Raw genomic sequence first — 21708 nt, 5'->3', positions numbered from 1 at the left:
GGTTCCCGCGCGGGCGCGGTGTGGTGACTCGACATCAGGGAAACGCAACCTCAGCCGGTTGGCACGACGGGCGGGTGGGGTGGAGGGTGAGGAACGGACGTGAGCCTGGCTATACGGCCATCCCGTACACGATGGTGAAGAGCGTGCCGAGGGAGCCGATGATGAACACGCCCGTCAGCCCGGCGATGATGAGGCCCTTGCCCTGCTCGGCGCTGAAGGTGTCCCTCAGGGCCGTGGCGCCGATGCGCTGCTTGGCGGCACCCCAGATGGCGATGCCCAGGCAGAGCAGAATGGCGACGGCCATGACGACCTGGACCATCGTCTTCGCCTCGGCCCCCAGCGCACCGAAGGGGCCCCAGTCCGGAGCGATCCCCCCGATGATGGTGTTGATGTCTCCCTCGTCGGCCGCAAAGAGCATGTAAGTCACCGCCCCTGTTGGGTAGTTCCGCATCCTCTGCGGAGTGCAGAGGTCAGGCCTCATTGTCGCCGACAAATCCGCCGCCGTATGTCGACTTGGCGTCATTGATTGGCAGGTTTCGTACGGATAGCTTGCCACCGGTCCGCGCCGGGCCCTCAGAGGGTCGTGCGGACCGGTATGCGATGAGTCGTATGGTCACTCTGTGTATCACGCCAGGTTACGCCTAGCAATGATGCTGGAGCGCAACCTGTCGTGTGGTTGTGTCGTTGGGCCCTTCTACGAAGTGATCGAACTCGCCGGCCTTCACGCCGAGCACGAAGGCTTCCCACTTCTGACGGTCCGTCGTGACGACGGCTCCGCGGGCGCCGGGAGCGTGGACGCGTACGGAGGCGTCCGCGTCATTCCCGGGAGTGAAGGTGACCTGGATGGACGCCGGACGGGTGTTCGCCTTCAGGGCGGTGAGCAGGGCGCCGAAGGCGGTCGGGGTGGCGGTGAGTATGGAGCCGGTGGGGTCGCTGCTTTCGGTGAGATGGACTGCGCCGGGGGTCGCGGCGACGTGGACGCAGGCCTCGCCTTCTCCGCAGTAGGAGGACTTCTGCCAGTCGACGGTGGGCATGTGGTTTCCTCTCACAGTTCCTGATCGATGGCTCGGATGAGCTCGCGGGACTCTCTCGGGGGTAGAGCGATGCCCTCCATGCGGTCCAGGAGGACCCGGTACTTGTCGAGCTGGGCTTCGGCGTCGATGAGCGCGGAGCCGTGGGACTGGTCGAGGTGCACGGTGTCGAGCGGCGGTACTGGCCCGTAGGCGTACAGGATCGACTGGCCCGAGCCGGGGAACGCACCGGCTGCGAACGGGATGACCCGCACGGTGATGTGGCTGCGCTCGCTCATGTTGATGACGTGCTGTAGCTGTCGCCGGGTCACGTGGCGTCCGCCGAACTGCATCCGGAGGGCGGCTTCATGGATGTAAGCCCGATAGGGCGTCGGCGACTCGCTGAACAACACGGCCTGCCGCTTGATGCGGAAGGACAGTCGGTGCTCGATGTCCGGGGGTGACAGCTCCGGTACGACTTGGCGGAACACCTCGCGGGCGTGGTCATGGATCTGAAGCAGTCCCGGGATGTGTGCAGTGATCCCCGCGCGGAGTTGCGTCGCGTGGTGCTCCATTTCGGCGAGGTCCAGCAGAGTGTTGGGGAGCGTCTCGCGGTACTCCTCCCACCACCCGCGTGAGCGCTCGCTGGTCATCTCGCTCAGTGCCTGTACGAGCGACTGGTCGGCACAGTCGTAGTGGCAGGCCAGGGCGCGCACCCGCTCAGGGCTGACGCCCACCCGCCCGGCCTCCATGTTGCTGATCTGGGCCTGCTTGACGCCAAGGAGTTGACCGGCCTCAGTGGCGGTCAGGCCGGCGCGCTCGCGGAGTTTGCGCAGCTCAGCGCCGAAGCGCAACTGGCGACCCGTCGGGTTTCTCACGGGGTGCGGCCTCCTCGCTGTCACCCATGCGGGTGTCAGTGAATGCAATTCCTCGAAACCAGTAAATGCATTCACTACCTTACTTGTGGCGCCCCGCTCAGAAGCGCACCGGTCGACGGACCGGCAGGCCACTGGGCACCCCTGTCCATCGACCAACTGTCCGCACTGACCGGAGACTTCCATGGCCACCGTAAACCCGTCCTGGGGATACACCCTTCATCTCCCGCACGATCCACGCGCACCGGGGATCGCCCGCACAACCCTCCGTGCCGCCCTCGCCGCGCACGGCCTCGGCGAGCTCACGCCCACCGCCGAACTGCTGGCCGCCGAACTCCTCGCCAACGCCCACCTGCACACCAACGGCCCCTATTCGCTCCGCATCATGTCGCGCGAGCCGGGGCGGGTGCGGGTCGGCGTGTGGGACACCGACTGGCGGGTGCCGCCGGGCTTCCGGGACGGGGAACAGACCGTCACCGCGCCCCCGGCGGACGCCGAGAGCGGGCGGGGACTGCAACTGGTGCGGGCCTGCGCGGACGCGGTCGGCGTCTCCTTGCTGCGTGAACTCGGCGCGTCGAAGGGCGGGAAGCTGCTGTGGGCCGAGTGCCGGCGGGACGGCTTCGAAAGCGCACGCGACATGGCTGGAAAGTGTTATTGAACGGCCCGGAGATGGGGGAAAGTTGGGCCATGCGCAAGTTGTGGGTCGGTGCCGGTGTCGCGGTCGCCCTGGGAATGGGCTTCGTGATGCTGCTCGTCGTGGGCGTCTACGTGGTCGCCGGGAACCTGGCCAACGGCATCGGGGGCGGGTCGAAGAAGCTGGCCAAGGGCTCGGTGCCCGCGGCGTACCAGGCGCTGGTGCAGAAGTGGGGCAACCTCTGTCCGGCCATCAACCCCGCGCTGCTCGCCGCCCAGCTCTACCAGGAGAGCGGCTTCAACCCGAAGGCGCAGAGCCACGCGGCGGCGCAGGGGATAGCGCAGTTCATCCCCGGTACGTGGGCCACGCACGGGATCGACGGGGACGGTGACGGCGACCGGGACGTGTGGGACCCGGCGGACGCCATCCCGTCGGCGGCGTCGTACGACTGCACGCTCGCGTCGTACGTGAAGGACGTACCCGGGAATCCGACGGAGAACATGCTGGCCTCCTACAACGCGGGGGCCGGCGCCGTGATCCAGTACCAGGGCGTGCCGCCGTACAAGGAGACCCAGAACTACGTCAAGGTGATCACGACCCTGGAGAAGAGCTTCGCGGCGCCCGAGACCCGGGTCGACCCCTCCGAGCAGGCCGCCGGGGCCATCGCCTACGCGCAGGACAAGCTCGGGACGCCCTATCTGTGGGGCGGGACCGGTACGGCGGGACAGGGCGGGCGCTTCGACTGTTCGGGGCTGACCCAGGCCGCCTACGAGAGCGTGGGGATCAAGCTGCCGCGGGTCGCGAACGACCAGTACAACGCGGGGCCGCACCCGAGCCGGGAGGAACTGCTCCCCGGGGACCTGGTGTTCTTCTCGGACGACCTCACCAATTCGCGGGCCATCCGGCACGTGGGGATCTACGTCGGCGGCGGGTACATGATCGACGCGCCGCGGACGGGGGCCGTGATCCGGTTCGACAAGATCGACACCCCGGACTACTTCGGGGCGACCCGGGTGACGGAAGATGGCGCGAAAGCGCTGCCCACCACGGTGTGAATGCGATGGTTTGAACGCAGCGTGAACCCATGCCCTGAGCTGCGACGACGTGTCTCTCTTCGATAACGTCTGCGTGATCATTCAGTGGAACGTGGAACGTATCAACGTGGGCCGTGCGTTCCTGTTGTCGTGTAGGTGTGCGGGACAGGAAGTGTCGGCATCTACGTCCACGGGGGTGGTGGAGGAAAGGCGTGCGCACGGTGCGCCGCAGGACATGACGAAGGGGCCGCAGCACCATGGCTGGACTCGCCGAATCCGGTTCGAACCCCGACGTCGAGCTGCTCTACGACATCAACGGCCTGGCCAAGGACGCACCGCACTGGTTCGACCGGGTCATGGAGTTCGTGGGTGAGTACGGACTGCTGTTCGCGATCGTGCTGCTGGTGCTCTGGTGCTGGTGGTCCGTGCGGCGGCGGGGCGGCGAGGACGCGGCATCGAGCGTGGCGGCCCTGGTGTGGGCGCCGCTCGCGGCCGGTGTCGCGGTACTGGTCAACGTGCCGATACGGGGTTTCGTCGAGCGGCCCCGGCCGTTCAAGACCCATGACGGGCTGGAAGTACTGGTCGCGGGGAAGGACGACTTCTCCTTCGTGAGCGATCACGCCACCCTCTGCATGGCCATGGCCGCCGCCCTGTTCGTCGCCAACCGGAAGTTCGGGCTCGGCGCGATCGTGCTGGCGCTGTTCGGCGGCTTCATCCGCGTCTACATGGGCGTGCACTATCCGACGGACGTCATCGGCGGGTTCGCGCTCGGTACGGCGGTCGCGCTGCTGCTGTCGCCGGTCGCCATGGCGCTGCTGACGCCGCTGACCCGCGCCGTCGAGCGGTCGCCCAGGGTGGGCCGGCTGGTGCGTGCGCGGGGGCGAGGCGACGCCGCCGGGCGGGGGGCCGTGATTCCGGGCGCGCGCAAGGAGAGCACCGAGGCCGGGGAGCGGGATCTCGCCGCGTAGGGCGGCCCCGTAGCGACCGGAGCGGCGGCCTTCAGGCCGCCGCGTGCGTCTTCGCGTCCGTCCGGGCCTGGCTTCTCGCCCTGCGGGCCGGGCCCCGCCAGCCGCAGCTGCAACGGGCCAGGCAGAAAGGGCCCTGTTCGACCGTCGTCGTGAGGTGTTCCGGTACTTCCCGGGGAGCTTCGAGACCGTCCTGCTGCGCCACGCCGTCAACGTTACCGGGGTCACCTGCCCCTCGTTAACCGGGTCGGCAGGGGCTCCGGAGCGGGCGTGACGGCGGGTAGGTGGCGATGGTCGGGTGGGCGAGGGAGCGGTGGGGCAGGAGGGCGGCCGGCGGTCTCGCCGTCGCCGGGGGCGTGGTCTGCGTGTGGCTGGCCGGGAGCGGGTGCTCCTGGCAGGGGGCCGCCGTCCAGGGGGCGGGGGCCGGTGATCCGGTCGCCGTGCTGCACCGGGCCGCCGACCGGCTGGTGGCCGCCGGGAGCGCCAAGGCGCGCACCGCGATGGAGATGGCCAGCGGCGGGACGCGGGTGACCATCCGGGGCGAGGGCGTCTACGACTTCGAGCGGCGGTTCGGGCGGCTGGAGGTGCGGCTGCCGCAGGACCCGGCGGGCGAGAGCGAGCACCGGCCGATCACCGAGCTGCTCGCGCCGGGGGCCCTGTTCATGAAGAACCGGGGGGCCGGTGTGCCCGACGACAAGTGGGTGCGGGTGGAGACCGCCTCCCTGTCCGACGGGAACCTGGTGACCGGCGGAGCGACGGACCCCTTCGCCGCCGCCGAGGTGCTGCGGGGGACGCGGACCGCGACGTACGTGGGGCGGACCGAGGTCGCGGGGACCGAGGTGCGGCACTACCGGGGGACCGCCGATCTGGCGCGGGCGGCGCGCGGCGCCTCCGACGACAACAGGGCGGTGCTGGCCGCGGCCGCCGACGGCTTCGCCACCGCCGAGGTCCCCTTCGACGCCTACCTCGACGACGAGGGCCGCATCCGCAAGATCCGGCACCGCTTCAGCTTCGTCAACGGGCGGGACGAGGGCACCGTCGACGTCGCCTCGACGACCCTGCTCTACGATTTCGGCGCCGCCGTCCGCGTACGGCTGCCGGAGGAGGAGGACATCTACGCCGGCAAGATCGCCGCGGGGCCGGGCGGCAAGAACTAGCCCTTCCGTGCCATGCGCGGTGTGTAGGCCGCTCCCTACTCTAGGAAGTCGGTGACGGCAGAGACGAGGTGACGCGCGTGGCTCCGGTCGGCGGTACGGCGGTTCAGGACCACGTGGCCCTCGCCGAGATCGAGCTGTGCGGCGAGCTGATCATCGCGGCGTCCGCCGCCCGGGAGCGGCTCAGCCTGGAGAGCATCGACGAGGTGCTGCGGGTGGCCGAGGAGCGCAGGGCGGCCGGCGGCGACCAGTAGAGAGCCGGCCGGGATCAGGTGCGCAGCAGGCGGCCGATCGCCTTCGTCGCCTCCTCCACCTTCGCGTCGATCTCGTCGCCGCCCTTGACGGCCGCGTCGGCGACGCAGTGGCGCAGGTGCTCCTCCAGGAGTTGCAGGGCGAAGGACTGGAGGGCCTTCGTCGAGGCGGAGACCTGGGTGAGTATGTCGATGCAGTAGACGTCCTCGTCGACCATCCGCTGGAGGCCGCGGATCTGGCCCTCGATGCGGCGCAGACGCTTGAGGTGCTCGTCCTTCTGCTTGTGGTAGCCGTGCACGCCCCGGTCGTGGTCGGTCACGATCTCCGTGCCGGCCGTCTCCACCGCGTCCACGGCGGGGGAGGGCGCACCTGCGCCGGCCTCAGTGGTCGTCATCGCGTCCTCCTGTGGGAACCAATGGGAATGATGGGAGTGAGTGGGGCGGAGCGGGCGGACATCGGGCGGATAGCGGACATATACCCCTGGCGGGTATATGGTAACGAACTTTGCGGGGTAAGGGGGCCTTGGGAAGACCCCTGGCGACGGCCCGGGCGTCGCCCCCCTGCTCATCAGTCTTCCCGATGGGCGACACTGGGGGACGGCCCGTTAGCCGTGGCCGGATGATGCGCCTAGCATCAGCCTGACCGAAACCGATGCACCCCGAGGACCCCACGTGCGCTTTCGTCTGACCCCCAGGGAGACGAGCTTCTACGACATGTTCGCCGCATCCGCGGACAACATCGTCACGGGCTCGAAACTCCTGATGGAACTGCTCGGGGCGGACGCATCCGCCCGGGCCGAGATCGCAGAGCGTATGCGGGCCGCCGAACACGCCGGTGACGACGCCACGCACGCGATCTTCCACCAGTTGAACTCTTCGTTCATCACGCCCTTCGACCGCGAGGACATCTACAACCTCGCCTCCTCGCTCGACGACATCATGGACTTCATGGAGGAGGCCGTCGACCTGGTCGTCCTCTACAACATCGAGGAACTGCCCAAGGGCGTCGAGCAGCAGATCGAGGTGCTGGCGCGGGCGGCGGAGCTGACCGCCGAGGCCATGCCCAACCTGCGGACCATGGACAACCTCACCGAGTACTGGATCGAGGTCAACCGGCTCGAGAACCAGGCCGACCAGATCCACCGCAAGCTGCTCGCCCACCTCTTCAACGGCAAGTACGAGGCCATCGAGGTGCTGAAGCTCAAGCAGATCGTCGACGTGCTCGAGGAAGCGGCCGACGCGTTCGAGCACGTGGCGAACACGGTGGAGACCATCGCGGTCAAGGAGTCCTGACCCCTCCATGGACACCTTCGCACTGGTCGTGACCATCGGGGTCGCGCTCTTCTTCACGTACACCAACGGTTTCCACGACTCGGCGAACGCGATCGCGACGTCCGTGTCGACGCGTGCGCTGACGCCCCGGGCGGCGCTCGCGATGGCCGCCGTCATGAACCTCGCCGGCGCGTTCCTCGGCTCCGGGGTCGCCAAGACCGTCAGCGAGGGGCTGATCGAGACACCCGAGGGCTCGAAGGGGATGGGGATCCTCTTCGCGGCGCTCGTGGGCGCGATCGTCTGGAATCTCATCACCTGGTACTTCGGGCTGCCGTCCTCGTCCTCGCACGCGCTGTTCGGCGGCATGGTGGGTGCGGCGCTGGCCGGGAGCACGACCGTGTACTGGCACGGGGTCGTCGACAAGATCGTCATTCCGATGTTCGTGTCGCCGGTGATCGGTCTGATCGCCGGATATCTGGTGATGACGGCCATCATGTGGATCTTCCGGCGGGCCAATCCGCACAAGGCGAAGCGGGGCTTCCGTATCGCGCAGACGGTGTCGGCGGCGGGTATGGCGCTGGGGCACGGTCTGCAGGACGCGCAGAAGACGATGGGCATCGTGGTGATGGCCCTGGTCATCGCCGATGTCGAGGACTACGGCGATCCCATTCCGGTGTGGGTGAAGATCGCGTGCGCGCTGATGCTGTCCGCGGGGACGTACGCGGGTGGCTGGCGGATCATGCGGACGCTGGGGCGGAAGATCATCGAGCTGGACCCGCCGCAGGGGTTCGCGGCGGAGACGACCGGTGCGTCGATCATGTTCGGGTCGGCGTTCCTGTTCCACGCGCCGATCTCGACGACGCATGTCATCACGTCGTCGATCATGGGTGTGGGGGCCACGAAGCGGGTGAACGCCGTGCGGTGGGGGGTCGCGCGGAACATCATCGTGGGGTGGTTCATCACGATGCCGGCGGCTGCGGTGGTGGCCGCGGTGTCGTTCTGGATCGTGAATCTGGCGTTTCTGTAGGGCGGCTTGCCTGCGTCTGTGCGGGGCGGGGGTGGGTGCGCTGCCCGGCGCTGGCCGGGTGCCGCTGCGCCCACCCGTGCCGCCCCAGCGGCACGACTGCCCGCAGCTACGCGGGGCCGAGTGCCCGCAGCTACGCGGGGCCGAGTGCCCGCAGCTACGCGGGGCCGAGTGCCCGCAGCTACGTGGGGTCGAGTGCCCGTAGCTGTGCGGGGCCGCTGCGTGGGGTGGGTGCCCGTAGTTGTGTGTATGTGAGAGGGCCCGCCCCCGACTTCGGGGGCGGGCCCTTTGTGCTCCTCGCGGTGGCACCGCCATGCAGCACCGCGAGGGGATCGGGGGTGGGGCCTAGCCGAAGCGGCCGGAGATGTAGTCCTCCGTGGCCTGGACCGACGGGTTGGAGAAGATGCGCTCCGTCTCGTCGATCTCGATCAGCTTGCCGGGCTGGCCGACGGCCGCCAGGTTGAAGAAGGCCGTACGGTCCGAGACGCGCGCCGCCTGCTGCATGTTGTGCGTCACGATGACGATCGTGAAGCGTTCCTTCAGCTCGCCGATCAGGTCCTCGATGGCGAGGGTGGAGATCGGGTCCAGGGCGGAGCAGGGCTCGTCCATGAGCAGGACGTTCGGCTCGACCGCGATGGCGCGGGCGATGCACAGGCGCTGCTGCTGACCGCCGGAGAGGCCGGAGCCCGGCTTGTTCAGGCGGTCCTTGACCTCGTTCCAGAGGTTGGCGCCGCGCAGGGACTTCTCGACGACGTCGTCCATCTCGGACTTCTTGTACTTGCCGTTGAGCTTCAGGCCGGCCGCGACGTTGTCGTACACCGACATGGTCGGGAACGGGTTCGGGCGCTGGAAGACCATGCCGACCTCGCGGCGCACGGCCACCGGGTCGATGCCGGCGCCGTAGAGGTTCTCGTCGTCCAGCATGACCTTGCCGTCGACCCGGCCGCCGGGCGTGACCTCGTGCATGCGGTTGAGCGTGCGCAGGAAGGTGGACTTGCCGCAGCCGGACGGGCCGATGAAGGCCGTCACGGAGCGGGGCTCGACGGTCATCGAGATGTCCTCGATGGCCAGGAAGGAGCCGTAGTAGGCGTTGAGGCCGCTGACATCGATGCGCTTGGCCATGGGTATCACTGCTTCTTTCGGTCCGAGTCGCTGACTTTTCTTGCGTCGGTCGCGTCAGCGACCCGTCTTCGGGGCCTTCCAGCGGGCGATGCCGCGGGCCACGAGGTTGAGGATCATGATGAAGGCGATGAGCGTGAGGGCCGCCGCCCAGGCACGGTCGTAGGCGGGATCGGAGCCGGCGTTGTACTGGAGGTAGATGTACATCGGCAGCGATTCCTGCGGGTCCTGGAAGGGGTTCGCGTTGATGAAGTCCGTGCCCCAGACCAGCAGCAGCACGGGCGCCGTCTCACCGGTGATGCGGGCGATGGCCAGCATGACGCCGGTGACGATGCCGCCGATCGACGTCGGCAGGACGACCTTCAGGATCGTGCGCCACTTGGGCACGCCGAGCGCCAGCGACGCCTCGCGCAGCTCGTTCGGGACGAGCTTGAGCATCTCCTCGGTGGAGCGGACGACCACGGGGATCATCAGGATGCACAGGGCGAACGAACCGGCGATGCCGGAGGGGCCCATGTCCAGGATGAGGACCCACAGGCTGAGGATGAACAGACCCGCGACGATCGACGGGATGCCCGTCATGACGTCGACGAAGAAGGTGACCGCCTTGGCGAGCCGCCCGCGTCCGTACTCGACGAGGTAGATCGCGGTGAGCACGCCCACCGGCACGGAGAACAGGGTGGCGAGGCCGACCTGCTCCAGGGTGCCGAGGATGGCGTGGTAGATGCCGCCGCCGGGCTCGCTGTCGGCCACGACGCCCATCGAGTGGGTGAGGAAGTAGCCGTCGAGGACCTTCACGCCCTGCCTGACGGTCTCCCAGATCAGGGACAGCAGCGGGATCAGGGCCAGGAGGAAGGCGACCCAGACCATGCTGGTCGCGACCCGGTCCTTGGCCTGCCGCCCGCCCTCGATCCGCGCCGAGATGGCGTATGTCCCGCCGACGAAGAGGACCACGGCGATCAGGGCCCACTGGATGCTGCTGTTCAGCCCGGCCACGGCGCTGATGCCGAGGCCGGCGGCGGTCGCACCGGCCGCGACGGCCCACGGGAACCACTTGGGCAGGGTGGCGCCGCGCAGGGAGCTGCGGCTCTTCGGGGTGAGGGTTGCGTTGCTCATGCGTTGGCCCCCGAGTACTCCTTGCGGCGAGCGATGATCATGCGGGCACCGCCGTTGACCAGCAGCGTGATGACGAACAGCACCAGACCGGAGGCGATCAGCGCGTCCCGGCCCATCACGGTCGCCTCGTTGAACTTGCTGGCGATGTTCTGGGCGAAGGTGCCGCCGCCCGGGTCGAGCAGGCTGGCGTTGATGTCGAAGGTCGGCGAGAGGACCATGGCCACGGCCATCGTCTCGCCGAGCGCGCGCCCGAGGCCGAGCATCGAGGCGGAGATGATGCCGGAGCGGCCGAAGGGGATCACCGACATCCGGATGACCTCCCAGCGCGTGGCGCCGAGGGCCAGGGCGGCCTCCTCGTGCATGCGCGGGACCTGCCGGAAGACCTCACGGCTGACGTTGGTGATGATCGGCAGGATCATGATCGCGAGCAGGATGCCCACGGTGAGCAGCGAGCGAGGCGCTCCGCCGCTCCATTCGAAGATTCCGGTCCAGCCGAGGTACTGGTCCAGCCAGCCGAAGAGCCCGTCCATGTGCGGCACGAGGAAGAGCGCGCCCCACAGGCCGTAGACGATCGAGGGCACGGCGGCGAGCAGGTCGATCACGTACGCGATGGCGCCGCCCAGCTTGCGGGGCGCGTAGTGCGTGATGAACAGGGCGATGCCGACCGAGATCGGGACGGCGATGGCCATCGCGATGACCGACGACACGACGGTGCCGAAGACCAGGACGGCGATGCCGAACTCCGGCGGGATGCCGCTGGGGTTCCACTCGAAGCTGGTGAAGAAGTTGGCCTCGTCCTCGCTGATGGCGAGGGAGGCGCGATAGGTGAGGAAGGCCGCGATGGCGGCCATGATGGCCAGCACCAGGATGCCGGACCCGCGGGAGAGCCCGAGGAAGATCCGGTCGCCGGGGCGGGTGGCGCCGCGTGCGGCGCGCTTGCCGTCCTTGCCGGGGGGCTGGTGCGGTACGGGGGCTGCTGCTGGCTTCTGGGGATCAGTGGTTATGTCCATCGGGTTCTCCGGTCTGCGGAGCCGCCCTGACGGCGGCTCGGGCGGAGCCTCGCGGGCTCCTGGCGGCGGTGCACCGGACGGTGCGGTCCGGCCCCCGGGAGGGGACCGGACCGCACTCGGGTCAGCTCAGGCCCGAGATGGTCTCGCGGACCTTGGTGATGATCTCGGTGGGCATCGGGGCGTAGCCGGCGTCCTTCAGCAGGCCCTGGCCGTCCTCCGACGCGATGTAGTTGAGGAAGGACTTGGTGGCGGGCAGGGTCTCGGCCTTGTTGCCCTTGTCGCAGACGATCTCGTACGTGACGAGGACGATCGGGTAGGCACCGTCGGCGGCCGGCGTGTAGTCCAGCTCCAGCGCGAGGTCCTTGCCGGTGCCGACGACCTTGGCGGCGCCGATGGCGGCGGTGGCGTTCTCGACGGTGGCCTTGACCGGCTCGGCGGCCTCGGTCTTGATGTCGACCGTCTTGATGCCGTCCTTGGCGTACGACAGCTCGAAGTACGAGATGGCGCCCGGCGTCTGCTTCACCTGGCCGGCCAGACCGGAGGAGCCCTGCGCGGACTGGCCGCCCTTGGCCTCCCAGGACTTGCCCGGCTCGTACTTCCAGTCCTTGGGCGCGGCGTCCTTGAGGTACTTGGTGAAGTTGTCCGTGGTGCCGGACTCGTCCGAGCGGTGGAAGGCCTGGATCTTCAGGTCGGGCAGCTTGGCGTCGGGGTTGAGCTTGGCGATCGCCTCGTCGTTCCAGTTGGTGATCTGGCTGTCGAAGATCTTGGCGAGCGTCGGGGCGTCCAGGGCGAGGGTGTCGACGCCCGGGACGTTGAAGCCGACGGCGATGGGGCCGCCGACCATCGGCAGGTCGATGGCCTGGCCGTCCTTGCAGACCTTCTTCGACGCCTCGATCTCGTCGGGCTTCAGCGCGGAGTCCGAGCCGGCGAACGCGGTCTGGCCCTGCGTGAACGCGGTGATGCCCGCGCCGGAGCCGGTCGGGTTGTAGTTGATCTGGACGCCGTTGCAGGCCGCGACGTACTGCTTGACCCAGGCGTCGATCGCGTTCTTCTGCGCGGAGGAGCCGGAGGCCTGGAGCTGGCCCTTGGCGTCCTCGCACTTGATGTTGCTGTTGGCGGCGGCGCTGGCGTCACCGCCGTTGCTGTTGCCGCCGGTGTCGTCGGAGCCGCACGCCGTGAGGGCCAGGGCGCCGGAGACGGCGAGAGCACCGAGAGCGAGGGCCCGCCGGTTCATGCGCTGAAGCTTCACTTGAGGGAGTTCCTTCCAGGAGCCGCCGTCCTGAATTCGGCGGCGTGCGAGGACTGCGATGAACACTGGTGGATACGGACGCGTTTTCGGGATGCGCCCCGTATCGGTAAGGCCGAAATTAGGCAGAACAGGTGAAGCCGCCGATGGGCGTAAATGAACGCGGGGTGAACCCCTGTGGACGGTGCGGTGAGGTCACGGAACGCTTACGTCAAGGACACGGAGTGGTCCCGGGGGGCAGCGCCGTCAGGAGGGCGTCGACCAGGGGCCGGTCCCCGGGACGGGTGAGGCGGGCGCGGGCCTCGGCGGGTGCCAGCCACTGGATGCGATCGACCTCGTCGGAGGGGGTGAACGCGCCGGTGGTGGCCGCCGCCGCCCAGTACCGGACCTCCTTGGGGCGGCCGTCGGCGAGGTAGCGCACGGTGGGCAGTTCGGCGCCCGGCGCGGCGGCGTACCCCGTCTCCTCCGCCACCTCGCGCAGGGCGCCCGCGAGCGGGTCCTCGCCGGGCTTGAGCTTGCCCTTCGGGTGCGACCAGTCGTCGTACCTCGGCCGGTGGACGAGGCAGAGCTCCAGGCCTGGGGAGCGGGGGGAGCGGCGCCACAGGACGCAGCCGGCCGCCCGGACGGTGGCGGGAGCGACCGGGGTGGCGGGGTGGTCGCGGTCGTCGGTGGGCGTGGCGGGGTCCCGGTCGTCGGTGGGTGCGGCCGGGGTGGCGGGGTCCTGGTCGTCGGCGGGGTGCACGGTGGGGCGCGCCTCCTGTCCTGCGCGGCGGCTGCCGCGGTGCGGGCCTACGGCAGCCTGATGGGCTCCTTGCGCCAGCTGTGCTGGAACGCGTACCTCGCCGCCTCCACCTCATGCCGCTGGTCGGCGTGGAGCACCCCGAGCGCGTACGCCGTCGCGGGCGCGATGCGCGGTGTGCGCGCGGCCTGGGCGGCGGCCGCGGCGGCCTCGGAGGCGTCGCGGTGGCGGTCCAGGGCCTCGCCGGCGGCCAGGAGGCGTACGTCCGTGGAGCCGTCGCCCCGGTCGGCGTCCTCGCAGGCCAGCACCTCGAGCGCGTACCGGTGCAGGCGCAGCAGCAGGCGGACCTGGTGCCACTGGGCGTCCTGGGGGTGGGGGGCCGGGTCCGGGGAGAGCCCGTGGACCAGTGCCTGGGCGTTGTACGGGTTGCCCGCGGTGACCAGAGGGAGCGCGGCCACGGCGTCGGTGAGGCGGCCGTGGGCCGCGGCGGCCAGCGGGCGCAGGTCGGTGGTGGACGCCGTGGTGTCCTTCAGCGGGACCTCGCTGGCCAGTAAGGCGACCTTGTCGGCGACGGCGTGGAAGCGGCTGCTGCCCAGCGCCTGGAGGGCCGTGGAGTGCGCCCGGGTGCGGGCCAGGGTCAGCTGGCGGTCGAGCAGCGCGCCCGCCTTCGCCGCGCCCACGGTGAGATTGCCGCGGTCGGCGGGCGCCGGGCGGGCGGCGGAGTGAGCGAGGTGCACGGGAGGTGCGGCGGAGTCCGTGCCGGTGGACGCCGTCGCGGTGGTGCGGCCCGCCTGCTGCTGGCTCGGGAACGCCGCCGATCCCGACAGCCGGTGCAGGGCCTGGAGCAGGCGTTCCAGGCGGGATGCGTACGCGTGTTCGAGTGCCAGGGTGCCGGACAGCCACGCCAGCTCGGGGCGCATGGCCTCCGCCCACTCGGCGTCCAGCAAGGGCTGGAAGGTGTGCAGGGTGCCGCTCAGCCGACGGGCCGCACGGCGCAGGGCGCGGGCCGCGTCTACCGGGCCGCCGGCAGCGGGGTCCCGGTCCGGGCCGTGCGCCCCGTTGCCGTGTGCTCCGGCCCCGTGCGCGCCCGCGCCGGTCTCCCGGTGCAGGCGCAGGGCGCGGAGGAACTCGGTGGCCTGGGCGCGCAGGTAACTCGCGAGGGCGTCACCGCCCGCGGGCACCGGCGGCGGCCCGGCGGCGGCCGTGGGGTCCGTCGGTTCAAGGTGTTGCTGTGCCACGCCGGCGCCTCCGGGCGTCTATGAGCATCTCCTGGACGTTGCGCAGGGGCTGGCCGTCCGGGTCCGTCGCGTGCCGGGTCCACTCGCCGTCCGAGCCCAGGTGCCAGGAGGCGGTGCCGTCGGACATGCCGGTCTCCAGCAGCCGGTTCAGGGCCGCCCGGTGGGCCGGGTCGACGACCCTGACCAGGGCCTCTATCCGGCGGTCGAGGTTGCGGTGCATCATGTCGGCGCTGCCGAACCAGACCTCCGGCTCCCCGCCGTTGCCGAAGGCGAAGACGCGGGAGTGCTCCAGGAAGCGGCCGAGGACCGAACGGACCCGGATGTTCTCCGACAGGCCCGCCACGTCCGGGCGCAGCGCGCAGATGCCGCGCACCCAGATGTCCACCGGGACGCCTGCCTGGGACGCCCGGTAACAGGCGTCGATGACGGCCTCGTCGACCATCGAGTTGACCTTGATGCGGATGTAGGCGGGGCGGCCGGCGCGGTGGTGCTGGATCTCCTTGTGGATGCGGGAGACCAGGCCGTCGCGCAGGGACTTCGGCGCGACCAGGAGGCGGCGGTAGGTCTCGCGCCGGGAGTAGCCGGAGAGGCGGTTGAACAGGTCGGAGAGGTCCGCGCCGACCTGCGGGTCGGCGGTGAGCAGGCCCAGGTCCTCGTAGAGGCGGGCCGTCTTCGGGTGGTAGTTGCCGGTGCCGACGTGGCTGTAGCGGCGCAGGGTCTCGCCCTCCTGGCGGACCACCAGGGACAGCTTGCAGTGGGTCTTCAGGCCGACCAGCCCGTAGACGACGTGGCAGCCGGCCTCCTCCAGCTTGCGGGCCCACTTGATGTTCGCGTGCTCGTCGAAGCGGGCCTTGATCTCGACCAGGACCAGGACCTGCTTGCCGGCCTCGGCGGCCTCGATGAGCGCGTCGACTATCGGGGAGTCGCCCGAGGTCCGGTACAGGGTCTGCTTGATCGCGAGGACGTCCGGGTCGGTGGCCGCCTGCTCCAGGAACGCCTGCACGGAGGTGGAGAAGGAGTCGTACGGGTGGTGGAGGAGGACGTCGCGGCTGCGCAGGGCGGCGAAGACGTCCGGCGCGGAGGCGGACTCGACCTCGGCCAGGTCGCGGTGGGTGCCGGCGACGAACTTCGGGTACTTCAGCTCGGGCCGGTCCAGGCCGTGGATGCGGAAGAGGCCGGTGAGGTCCAGGGGGCCCGGGAGGGGGTACACCTCGGCCTCGCTGACTTTCAGCTCGCGGACCAGGAGGTCCAGGACCTCGCGGTCGATGGACTCCTCGACCTCCAGGCGCACCGGCGGGCCGAAGCGGCGCCGCATCAGTTCCTTCTCCAGCGCCTTGAGGAGGTTCTCGGCGTCGTCCTCCTCGACCTCCAGGTCCTCGTTGCGGGTGACGCGGAAGGCGTGGCTCTCCAGGACCTCCATGCCCGGGAAGAGCTCCTCCAGGTGGGCGGCGATGACGTCCTCGATGGGGACGAAGCGGCCCGGGGAGGCCTCCAGGAAGCGGGAGAGCAGCGGGGGGACCTTGACGCGGGCGAAGTGGCGGTGTCCGGTGACCGGGTTGCGCACGACGACCGCGAGGTTCAGGGAGAGGCCCGAGATGTACGGGAAGGGGTGCGCGGGGTCGACGGCGAGGGGGGTGAGGACCGGGAAGATCTGGTGGCGGAAGAGGGTGAACAGGCGGGCCTGCTCCTTCTCCGCCAGCTCGCTCCAGCGGACCAGGTGGATGCCCTCTTCGGCGAGGGAGGGCGCCACGTCCTCCTGGAAGCAGGCGGCGTGCCGGGCCATCAGCTCGCGCGAGCGCGCCCAGATCATCTCCAGCACCTCGCGGGGCTGGAGGCCGGAGGCGGAGCGGGTGGCGACACCGGCGGCGATGCGGCGCTTCAGGCCGGCGACGCGGACCATGAAGAACTCGTCGAGGTTGCTGGCGAAGATCGCGAGGAAGTTGGCGCGCTCGAGGACGGGAGTGGTCGGGTCCTCGGCGAGTTCGAGGACGCGCTCGTTGAACGCGAGCCAGCTGCGTTCGCGGTCGAGGAAGCGGCCCTGCGGGAGCCTGATGCCGTCCGCCTGGAGCCCCTGGGACTCCTCCGACTCCTCGTACCCGTCGAGGTCGGCGTCGATGTCGGGTTCCAGGTCGGAGACCGTCGCGGCCACGGTGTGCGGGCGGTGCGCGGCGATGGAACCCACGGAGGGCTGCGGGTGCTGCGCGTGCGGCGCGGGCTGTGCCTGCTGCGCGGGCTGCGTGTGCTGCTGGACCTCTGCCTGGGTCTTCGGCTGCCTCATGAACCCATTCTTCCGCGCAGCGCGCAGGACAGGCGCGTCGGAAGGCGCGTGATGCTCTGCTCCTGGTGGCTCTGGCACGGTCGGCTGCATTCGGTGAGGGTCGCAAGGCAGTCTGAATCGATGGTTACGAGGACATGACGTGTGGGATAGCGGGGGGCTTCCGGCGGTGGGTGCGGCCGAGGCGCGTCCGCGGTCCGCAAACCGCCGGCCGCGATCGTGAACCGGACGACCCGCCCCGTGCGATGAGGAGATGTGAGCGAAACGAGAAGCGACGGTGAGCTGCTGCGGGCCGTCGCCGCGGACGGCGACCGGCGTGCCTTCGAGGAGCTGTACCGCCGGTACGCCCCCTGGCTGACCGCCCGGATGCGCGGCCGCTGCGCCGACGCCGGGGTCGTCGACGACGTAGTGCAGGAGACGTTCCTCGCGGTGTGGCGGGGCAGCGCGCGCTACCGGGAGGACGGGGACGTCGCGGGCTGGCTGTGGCGGATCGGGTCCCGGCGGCTGATCGACGTGATGCGGGGCGACGGTGCCCGGGGCCGGCTGCGGCAGGCCCTGGCGCGGCTGCGGCACCGCGACGAGGCGTCTGCGGAGGAGCGGGTGCTCGCCGGGGTCGAGCACGGCGACCTCGCCGGCGCCCTCGTACGGCTCTCGCCGGAGCTGCGCGCGGTGCTCCAGGCCACCGTCATCGACGGGCTGACCACCCGCGAGGCGGCCGTCCTGCTCGGCATCCCGCCGGGCACGGTCAAGACACGGGCGATGCGGGCCCGCCGACAGCTGCGGGAGGCGCTGGCATGACCTGGCACGTTGACGAGGCCGACCTGCGGGCCTACGCCCGGGGCGAGCTGGCGGCGCCCGCGCTGTGGTCCGCCGACACCCACCTGACCGCCTGCGCCCACTGTCGGGGCGTCCTCGCCGGAGTGAGTGACGCCGCAGCCCTGGACGCCGGGTGGGAACGGCTGGACGCCGAGCTGGACGCGCCGCGGCCCGGGTGGTTCGAGGGCCTGCTGGTGCGGTGCGGCGTCGGCGACGGCACCGCGCGACTGCTCGCGGCCACCCCCGTACTGCGCCGCTCCTGGCTCGTCGCGGTCGCCGCCGTGCTGCTGACGGGCTTCGTCGTCGCCGGCGCCGCGAGCGCCGCCGGCACGCCCACGCTCTTCCTCGCCCTCGCCCCGCTGCTGCCGCTGGCCTCGGTGGCGCTCGCGTACGGGCCCGTGCTGGACCCGACGTACGAGATGGCCGTCGTCTCGCCGGTGCACGGCTTCCGGCTGCTGATGATCCGCACGGTCGCCGTGCTGTCCGTCGCGCTGGGGGTGGGCGCGTTGGCGAGTGTGGCCATGGTGGGCTACGGGCTGGGCGCCCTGGCCTGGCTGCTGCCCGGACTCGCCCTGACCGCGACCGGGCTGGCGCTGATGCCCCGGCTGGGACCGGTGGCCGCGCCGTCCGTCGTCGCCGGGGCCTGGGCTGCGGTACTGCTGGCCGCGGACGCGGCCCGGGAGGGCGGGGACGGCCTGTTGGCGCCGTTCACCGCGGCCGGTCAGGGCGTGTCGGGGGTGCTGGCCGTGCTGGGCACCGGACTGCTGTTCCTGCTGCGCGACCGCTTCGACGTGTCCGCACGCGGTGTCGCGTGACCTTCGTACCCCTCTTCGTCTTCTCCTTCTTCCCCTTCTTGTACTCGTACGGGAGTGCCGAATGACCCCCACCGTTTCCGCCTCCGGGCTCAGCCTCTCCTACGGCCGGACCCGCGCCCTCGACGACGTGTCGCTGCGGCTCACCCCGGGCGTCACCGGGCTGCTCGGGCCCAACGGGGCCGGGAAGACCACCCTCCTGCGGGTGCTGGCCACCGCCGTGCCCGCCGACCGGGGCGCGTTCACCGTGCTCGGGCACGACCCGGGGAGCGCGCGCGGGCGGCAGGAGGTGCGGCGGCGGCTCGGCTACCTGCCGCAGACGCCCGGCTTCCACCCGGACTTCACCGCGTTCGAGTTCGTCGACTACGTCGCCGTGCTGAAGGAGATGACGGGCCGTGCCGCCCGCCACCGCGAGGTGCGGCGCGTCCTGGAGGAGGTCGGCCTGGGCGACGTGCGCGGGCGGAAGATCAAGAAGCTGTCCGGCGGGATGCGGCAGCGGGTCGCCCTCGCGGCCGCACTCGTCGGCGACCCCGGGTTCCTCGTGCTCGACGAGCCGACCGTGGGCCTGGACCCGGAGCAGCGGATGCGCTTCCGGGAGCTGATCGCCGGGGCGGGCGAGGGGCGCACCGTGCTGCTGTCCACCCACCAGACCGAGGACGTGGCGATGCTCTGCCACCGGGTGGTCGTCATGGCCGCCGGGGCGGTGCGCTTCGACGGCACCCCGGCCGAGCTGACCGCACGGGCCGCCGGGCGCGTGTGGAGCAGCGGGGCGCGCGACGCGGGGGCGAAGGCCGGGTGGCGGACGGGGGACGGGTCGTTCCGTAACGTGGGCGATCCGCCGGACGGGGTCCAGCTGGTCGAGCCCACGCTCGAGGACGGCTATCTGCTCGCCCTCGACGGTGCCGGCACCGACGCGGAGGTGGCCGCGTGAGCGCCGTACTGACGACGGACGCCCCGGACGCCGTGGACGCCGGTCCCCACGGGACGGGCGTGCGGGCCGTGTTCGCCCTCGCGCGGTTCGAGGCACGCCGGATGCTGACGAGCCTTCCCGTAGCGCTGGTCCTCCTCGGGTACGTCGCCTGGATCGTGTGGCGCGGCCGCAGCGCCTGGGACGGCTACCCGGCCCTCCAGGACGCCGACCGCGCCACCCAGACCATGCCGGTCTTCTTCGGCCTGGCGGTCCTGGTGAGCGCCAACTTCGCGGTGCTGCGGTCCCGGCGACACGGCACCGAGCCGCACTTCGCCGTGCTGGTCATGCCTGCCTGGCACCGTACGGCGGCCCACGCGCTGTCCGTCGTACCGGCCGCCGTGCTCACCGCGGTGTGCGTGGCCGGGCAGTTCACCTGGGAGGCGGTCAAGCCGGGCGCGGTCGGGCACGGTTCGCCCGCCGAACTGGCCGTCGGGCCGCTGGCAGTGCTGCTGCTCGGGACGCTCGGCGTGCTGCTGGCCCGGGTGGTGCGGTCGGCACTCGCGGCGCCGCTGGGGGTGGTGCTGCTGCTGTTCACGCTCGTGCTCGGGACGGGTCCGAGCGGCGCGGACGGCACGTCGTGGCTGGCGCCGGTCGTCGCCGGGATCAGCAGCAACACCCTGCCCTCCGAACTGCTGGGCCGTCCGGCCGCCTGGCACGCCCTGTACCTGACGGGCGCGGCCCTGTTCGCCGCCTTCCTCGCCGTCCTCGTCTCCGGCGGACGGAACCTGGCCGTCCGGGCGGGCACCGCCCTCACCCTCGCGCTCGCCGTGACGGGCGGGGTCCTCCAGGCCCGGGGCGTGGAGCCGTCGCCGGAGCTGACCGCCGCCCGGGAGCGTGCGTCGGTGCGGCCGGAACAGACGTGCGTGGAGCGGGGCGGGTCGACGTACTGCGCCTTCGACGAGTGGGTTCCCCGCGCGGGCACCTGGGCCGAGGTCGTGGAAGGGGTCCAGTCCCTCGCCGGCGGTACCGCGTACGACCGCAAGCTCGTCGTACGGCAGCGGATCGACGCCCGGTACGGGCTGGAGGGCGACGCCGCGATCCCCGCGCTGACCGACGCCGGGCAGGTGACCGTGGGCACCGCCTGGGGCGGCAACCGCGTCCCCGAGTTCTCCAGCGCCGTCGCCGCCGTGCTCGTCGCGGGGACGGAGGCGGCGGGGAGCGAGATCTGCGACGGGCGGATGGTCACCGTCATGTGGCTGTCCCTGGCCTGGCAGGACGACCCGATGGACGCCCTGCGCCGGGTCCGGCTCGACGACAGCGTCGAGGGTTCCGCGATCGTCCTGTCGCCCACCGACCCGCTGACCATGACGGAGGGCCAGACGGACGTCGTACGGCGGCTGCTGGAGAACCCGCCGGCCGGGGTCGGCGAGCGGGTGAAGGAGCACTGGGACGAGCTGACCGAGCCGGGCGTCACCACGGCCCGCGCGGCCGAACTGCTGGGTGTGCGGGGGCCGGAGAAGGCGGACTCGTGCGAGGAGTGACGCGGGCCCTGGTCGCCCCCGTGTGGCGCACGCTGCCGTGGCGGGCCCTGGCCGCAGCCGGGGCGCTCGGCCTGCTGGCCGCCGGCTTTCCGGCCCTGACGGGTGCGGAGCCCGCCCCCTGGCAGACGCTCGTCCTGCTGCGGGGCGTCGCGCTCATCGGCGCGCTCGGCCTGGCCTTCCTCCTGGACGACCCGGCCCGGCACCTCACCACGCCCGTCCCCGTCCGGCGCCCGCTCCGGCAGGCGCTGCGGGTGGCCATGGTCGCCCCGCTCGCCGCCCTGTGGTGGACGGCCGTACTGCTGGTCGCCCCGTCGGCGTCCCGGCCCCCGGCCGGTGACATCACCCTGGAGGCCGCGGTCGTGGGCGCCCTGGCCCTCGCGGGCGCCGCGGCGGCGGTACGGCTGACCGACGAGGCGCGTCCGGGCCCGGCGGTGGTGGCGGCCCTGCTGCTCGCGGCCGTCCTCGCGCCGCTGCTGGAGCCGGATGGCTGGGCGCTGTTCGTCCCGCCCGAGGACCCGCGGTGGCCGCAGGCCCACGACCGGTGGGCGGCGCTGCTGGTGGCGGTGGCCGTGGCGTGGACGGTGTGCGGACCGGAGCCGGTGGGGCGGCGCAGGGGGCGGGGCTGAGGCGCTGCCTCGCGTGGTCGCCCGGGGCGCGAGCCTCGCAG

23 protein-coding genes are annotated in these 21708 nt (G+C 71.3%); 12 read left to right on the top strand and 11 right to left on the bottom strand.

Going from position 1 to position 21708, the window contains the following annotated elements:
- Positions 1-109 precede the first annotated feature (109 nt).
- From ACLIN4_RS16515 to ACLIN4_RS16505, 3 genes are all read right to left on the bottom strand, one after another.
- A complete protein-coding gene (locus ACLIN4_RS16515; RefSeq protein WP_019326783.1) occupies positions 110-418 on the bottom strand; it encodes a membrane protein in 309 nt (102 codons plus the stop codon).
- A gap of 223 nt (positions 419-641) precedes the next feature.
- Entirely contained in the window at positions 642-1034 is a 393-nt protein-coding gene (locus ACLIN4_RS16510) for a DUF397 domain-containing protein (protein ID WP_381993542.1), read from the bottom strand.
- Between the two features lie 11 nt (positions 1035-1045).
- Positions 1046-1888: a helix-turn-helix domain-containing protein gene (locus ACLIN4_RS16505; RefSeq protein WP_289908034.1), complete on the bottom strand. Its 843-nt coding sequence runs from the start codon at positions 1886-1888 to the stop codon at positions 1046-1048.
- A gap of 181 nt (positions 1889-2069) precedes the next feature.
- On the opposite strand from ACLIN4_RS16505, the gene ACLIN4_RS16500 reads away from it, so the two are divergent.
- From ACLIN4_RS16500 to ACLIN4_RS16480, 5 genes are all read left to right on the top strand, one after another.
- A complete protein-coding gene (locus ACLIN4_RS16500) occupies positions 2070-2543 on the top strand; it encodes an ATP-binding protein (protein ID WP_411575950.1) in 474 nt (157 codons plus the stop codon).
- An 11-nt stretch (positions 2544-2554) separates the two neighbouring features.
- Entirely contained in the window at positions 2555-3574 is a 1020-nt protein-coding gene (locus tag ACLIN4_RS16495; protein WP_107478713.1) for an NlpC/P60 family protein, read from the top strand.
- A gap of 236 nt (positions 3575-3810) precedes the next feature.
- Positions 3811-4521: a phosphatase PAP2 family protein gene (locus ACLIN4_RS16490; protein ID WP_411575949.1), complete on the top strand. Its 711-nt coding sequence runs from the start codon at positions 3811-3813 to the stop codon at positions 4519-4521.
- Positions 4522-4808: 287 nt separating this feature from the next.
- On the top strand, positions 4809-5675 hold the full coding sequence (locus ACLIN4_RS16485; protein WP_107478701.1) for a hypothetical protein: 867 nt from the start codon (positions 4809-4811) through the stop codon (positions 5673-5675).
- Between the two features lie 68 nt (positions 5676-5743).
- Positions 5744-5926: a hypothetical protein gene (locus ACLIN4_RS16480; RefSeq protein ID WP_179342561.1), complete on the top strand. Its 183-nt coding sequence runs from the start codon at positions 5744-5746 to the stop codon at positions 5924-5926.
- Between the two features lie 14 nt (positions 5927-5940).
- On the opposite strand, the gene ACLIN4_RS16475 is transcribed toward ACLIN4_RS16480, so the two are convergent.
- Positions 5941-6318 carry a metal-sensitive transcriptional regulator gene (locus tag ACLIN4_RS16475; protein ID WP_411575948.1) on the bottom strand — a complete coding sequence of 126 codons (378 nt, stop codon included), beginning with the start codon at positions 6316-6318 and terminating at the stop codon, positions 5941-5943.
- 277 nt (positions 6319-6595) lie between these two features.
- On the opposite strand from ACLIN4_RS16475, the gene ACLIN4_RS16470 reads away from it, so the two are divergent.
- Positions 6596-7216 carry a DUF47 domain-containing protein gene (locus ACLIN4_RS16470; protein WP_030403626.1) on the top strand — a complete coding sequence of 207 codons (621 nt, stop codon included), beginning with the start codon at positions 6596-6598 and terminating at the stop codon, positions 7214-7216.
- Positions 7217-7223: 7 nt separating this feature from the next.
- Entirely contained in the window at positions 7224-8222 is a 999-nt protein-coding gene (gene pitH / locus ACLIN4_RS16465; protein WP_107478700.1) for a low-affinity phosphate transporter PitH, read from the top strand.
- A gap of 342 nt (positions 8223-8564) precedes the next feature.
- Here pitH and pstB read toward each other — a convergent pair whose 3' ends face one another.
- The 7 genes from pstB to ACLIN4_RS16430 all read right to left on the bottom strand — a co-directional run bounded on the left by pstB (position 8565) and on the right by ACLIN4_RS16430 (position 16965).
- Positions 8565-9341: a phosphate ABC transporter ATP-binding protein PstB gene (gene pstB, locus ACLIN4_RS16460; protein WP_100046999.1), complete on the bottom strand. Its 777-nt coding sequence runs from the start codon at positions 9339-9341 to the stop codon at positions 8565-8567.
- A gap of 54 nt (positions 9342-9395) precedes the next feature.
- Positions 9396-10454 (bottom strand): phosphate ABC transporter permease PstA, encoded by a 1059-nt coding sequence (gene pstA / locus ACLIN4_RS16455; protein WP_382051936.1) that lies wholly within the window; start codon positions 10452-10454, stop codon positions 9396-9398.
- On the bottom strand, positions 10451-11464 hold the full coding sequence (gene pstC / locus ACLIN4_RS16450; RefSeq protein WP_411575947.1) for a phosphate ABC transporter permease subunit PstC: 1014 nt from the start codon (positions 11462-11464) through the stop codon (positions 10451-10453). The genes pstA and pstC overlap by 4 nt, the downstream gene beginning before the upstream one ends.
- 121 nt (positions 11465-11585) lie before the next feature.
- The gene (gene pstS, locus ACLIN4_RS16445) at positions 11586-12713 is read right to left on the bottom strand and encodes a phosphate ABC transporter substrate-binding protein PstS (protein ID WP_179350384.1); all 1128 of its coding nucleotides are present in this window, start codon (positions 12711-12713) and stop codon (positions 11586-11588) included.
- A 208-nt stretch (positions 12714-12921) separates the two neighbouring features.
- Positions 12922-13314: an NUDIX hydrolase gene (locus ACLIN4_RS16440; protein ID WP_107478711.1), complete on the bottom strand. Its 393-nt coding sequence runs from the start codon at positions 13312-13314 to the stop codon at positions 12922-12924.
- Between the two features lie 185 nt (positions 13315-13499).
- Positions 13500-14687 carry a CHAD domain-containing protein gene (locus ACLIN4_RS16435; protein ID WP_289908036.1) on the bottom strand — a complete coding sequence of 396 codons (1188 nt, stop codon included), beginning with the start codon at positions 14685-14687 and terminating at the stop codon, positions 13500-13502.
- Complete coding sequence (locus ACLIN4_RS16430) at positions 14668-16965, bottom strand: RNA degradosome polyphosphate kinase (RefSeq protein ID WP_373420254.1); 2298 nt, start codon at positions 16963-16965, stop codon at positions 14668-14670. The genes ACLIN4_RS16435 and ACLIN4_RS16430 overlap by 20 nt, the downstream gene beginning before the upstream one ends.
- A gap of 252 nt (positions 16966-17217) precedes the next feature.
- Between ACLIN4_RS16430 and ACLIN4_RS16425 the strand changes: the two genes are divergently transcribed.
- The 5 genes from ACLIN4_RS16425 (at position 17218) to ACLIN4_RS16405 (ending at position 21667) form a co-directional block, all read left to right on the top strand.
- On the top strand, positions 17218-17760 hold the full coding sequence (locus ACLIN4_RS16425) for an RNA polymerase sigma factor (protein ID WP_107476128.1): 543 nt from the start codon (positions 17218-17220) through the stop codon (positions 17758-17760).
- A complete protein-coding gene (locus ACLIN4_RS16420) occupies positions 17757-18593 on the top strand; it encodes a zf-HC2 domain-containing protein (RefSeq protein WP_307652580.1) in 837 nt (278 codons plus the stop codon). The genes ACLIN4_RS16425 and ACLIN4_RS16420 overlap by 4 nt, the downstream gene beginning before the upstream one ends.
- A 61-nt stretch (positions 18594-18654) precedes the next feature.
- Positions 18655-19521: an ABC transporter ATP-binding protein gene (locus tag ACLIN4_RS16415; protein WP_289908038.1), complete on the top strand. Its 867-nt coding sequence runs from the start codon at positions 18655-18657 to the stop codon at positions 19519-19521.
- A complete protein-coding gene (locus tag ACLIN4_RS16410) occupies positions 19518-21041 on the top strand; it encodes an ABC transporter permease (RefSeq protein ID WP_411575946.1) in 1524 nt (507 codons plus the stop codon). The genes ACLIN4_RS16415 and ACLIN4_RS16410 overlap by 4 nt, the downstream gene beginning before the upstream one ends.
- Positions 21029-21667, top strand: coding sequence for an ABC transporter (locus ACLIN4_RS16405; RefSeq protein ID WP_289908040.1), 639 nt, complete (start codon positions 21029-21031; stop codon positions 21665-21667). The genes ACLIN4_RS16410 and ACLIN4_RS16405 overlap by 13 nt, the downstream gene beginning before the upstream one ends.
- Positions 21668-21708 lie beyond the last annotated feature (41 nt).

It is taken from the genome of Streptomyces mutabilis (assembly GCF_046628145.1).
Classification (GTDB): Bacteria; Actinomycetota; Actinomycetes; order Streptomycetales; family Streptomycetaceae; genus Streptomyces; species Streptomyces mutabilis.
Note: the sequence above shows the minus strand (reverse complement) of the source record. Positions and strands in the feature narration are given on the sequence as shown.

Excerpts from the sequence above, each read along its gene's own strand:
- ACLIN4_RS16515 (WP_019326783.1), bottom strand. The coding sequence starts at position 418 with ATGCTCTTTGCGGCCGACGAGGGAGACATCAACACCATCATCGGGGGG.
- ACLIN4_RS16510 (WP_381993542.1), bottom strand. The coding sequence starts at position 1,034 with ATGCCCACCGTCGACTGGCAGAAGTCCTCCTACTGCGGAGAAGGCGAG.
- ACLIN4_RS16500 (WP_411575950.1), top strand. The coding sequence starts at position 2,070 with ATGGCCACCGTAAACCCGTCCTGGGGATACACCCTTCATCTCCCGCAC.
- ACLIN4_RS16495 (WP_107478713.1), top strand. The coding sequence starts at position 2,555 with ATGGGGGAAAGTTGGGCCATGCGCAAGTTGTGGGTCGGTGCCGGTGTC.
- ACLIN4_RS16490 (WP_411575949.1), top strand. The coding sequence starts at position 3,811 with ATGGCTGGACTCGCCGAATCCGGTTCGAACCCCGACGTCGAGCTGCTC.
- ACLIN4_RS16485 (WP_107478701.1), top strand. The coding sequence starts at position 4,809 with ATGGTCGGGTGGGCGAGGGAGCGGTGGGGCAGGAGGGCGGCCGGCGGT.
- ACLIN4_RS16475 (WP_411575948.1), bottom strand. The coding sequence starts at position 6,318 with ATGACGACCACTGAGGCCGGCGCAGGTGCGCCCTCCCCCGCCGTGGAC.
- pitH (WP_107478700.1), top strand. The coding sequence starts at position 7,224 with ATGGACACCTTCGCACTGGTCGTGACCATCGGGGTCGCGCTCTTCTTC.
- pstB (WP_100046999.1), bottom strand. The coding sequence starts at position 9,341 with ATGGCCAAGCGCATCGATGTCAGCGGCCTCAACGCCTACTACGGCTCC.
- pstA (WP_382051936.1), bottom strand. The coding sequence starts at position 10,454 with ATGAGCAACGCAACCCTCACCCCGAAGAGCCGCAGCTCCCTGCGCGGC.
- pstC (WP_411575947.1), bottom strand. The coding sequence starts at position 11,464 with ATGGACATAACCACTGATCCCCAGAAGCCAGCAGCAGCCCCCGTACCG.
- ACLIN4_RS16430 (WP_373420254.1), bottom strand. The coding sequence starts at position 16,965 with ATGAGGCAGCCGAAGACCCAGGCAGAGGTCCAGCAGCACACGCAGCCC.
- ACLIN4_RS16420 (WP_307652580.1), top strand. The coding sequence starts at position 17,757 with ATGACCTGGCACGTTGACGAGGCCGACCTGCGGGCCTACGCCCGGGGC.
- ACLIN4_RS16415 (WP_289908038.1), top strand. The coding sequence starts at position 18,655 with ATGACCCCCACCGTTTCCGCCTCCGGGCTCAGCCTCTCCTACGGCCGG.